We start from the raw sequence: 1,557 nt of genomic DNA, 5'->3' as shown, positions 1-1,557 counted from the left end.
ATGTCATTGCATGGATGCATCGATATACGATTGCAATACGACGTCATTGCATGGATGAATCAATATATGATTGCAATACGATGTCATTGCATGGTTGCATCAATATATGATTGCAATACGATGTCATTGCATGGATGCATCGATATACGATTGCAATACGACGTCATTGCATGGATGAATCAATATATGATTGCAATACGATGTCATTGCATGGATGCATCGATATACGATTGCAATACGATGTCATTGCATGGATACATCGATATAAGGTTGCAATACGATGTCATTGCATGGATGCATCGATATAAGGTTGCAATACGATGTCATTGCATGGATGCATGATTATGTTATTGCAATCTAAAATCTGCGTCAAAAATAAGGTCTTTCAAGCGGTTTGGATGCGATACTCCATCCTTGTGGCATCAGACAGCATCAGATGTCATCAAATGTCGCACAACAGCATGTTTTACAGATGGATATGTCGGTGTAATTTTGCAAAGTCAGAACCGAGAAACGGCAGGAAAGATGCTCCAACGGACCACAGCACGCCGCAAGCGTCGCGCAGCAATCCGCCGGAGGTGGATTCTCTGTTCAAACGAACAGAGCAAGTTGTGTCTTTGTCCGACAGAAAGTATTCTGCCCGACAAAGACCAACTTGCCCTCCCTCACGGTCGGGGGATTTTCCTCCAAAGTCGGAAAATCTGACAGAGAATGCAAAACAACCCAAATGAAGCAAAGCATGGAGAAAAAGCAAGGGACAAGAACAGGCCGGAAACCGAAGACGGATCCGGCGGATTACAAGTACAGCTTCCGTCTGAATGCGGAAGAGAATGGAAGGTTCGAGAGGCTGTTCCTGGAGTCGGGAGCCAGGGACCGCACGGTCTTCATCAAGAAGTCGCTCTTTTCAGGGCAACTCAAGGTGATCAAGGTAGACAAGGTATCCATGGACTATTACATCCGACTCGGGGAATTCCACCGCCAGTTTCAGGCTGTAGGAAACAACTACAACCAGGTTGTAAGGGCCGTACAGAAGAACTTCGGAGAGCAAAGGGCACGGTCCCTGCTCTACAGGCTCGAAAAGGCAACGCTGGAACTCATCCTGCTCAGCAAGCAGATCATGTCATTGACCCGGGAATACGAAGAGAAATGGTTGCCAAGATAAGTCATGGGGCCAGCCTTTACGGGGCACTGGCCTACAATCACGAAAAGGTTCTCAAAGGTTCGGCGGAAATCCTGTCGGGACACCGGATGATTTCCGACCGGCCGGGCCTGCCGAGCGAAGACCTTCGGCTGGTGCTCCTTTCATTCGAGAACCATCTGATAGCAAACCGCCGAACCGAAAAGCCCGTCCTGCACGTTTCGCTCAGTCCGGCACCGGAAGACAGGCTGGACAATGCCCGGTTGATGGAACTGGCCGAAAAATACATGGACAAGATGGGGTACGGACAGCAGCCGTTTATCGTGTACAGGCACAACGATACCTGCAACACACACGTGCATATCGTCAGTGTCTGCATTGATGATGACGGCAGGAAAATCAAGGATTCCTATGAGCAC

The 1,557-nt window shown here is 48.4% G+C and carries 2 protein-coding genes; both read left to right on the top strand.

Features of this window, described 5'->3' with window-relative positions; all coding sequences use genetic code 11:
* Positions 1-739: 739 nt before the first annotated feature.
* The gene (gene mobA, locus AB5443_RS14830; protein WP_039969959.1) at positions 740-1,162 is read left to right on the top strand and encodes a conjugal transfer protein MobA; all 423 of its coding nucleotides are present in this window, start codon (positions 740-742) and stop codon (positions 1,160-1,162) included.
* The coding region (locus AB5443_RS14825; protein WP_368119615.1) for a relaxase/mobilization nuclease domain-containing protein at positions 1,147-1,557 on the top strand (411 nt) is incomplete at its 3' end. The genes mobA and AB5443_RS14825, both read left to right, overlap by 16 nt.

The organism is Bacteroides sp. RTP21281st1_H5_RTP21281_210402, assembly GCF_040918965.1.
Classification (GTDB): Bacteria; Bacteroidota; Bacteroidia; order Bacteroidales; family Bacteroidaceae; genus Bacteroides; species Bacteroides congonensis.
The sequence above is the reverse complement of the archived record's forward strand: the minus strand, read 5'-3'. Positions and strand labels throughout refer to the sequence as shown.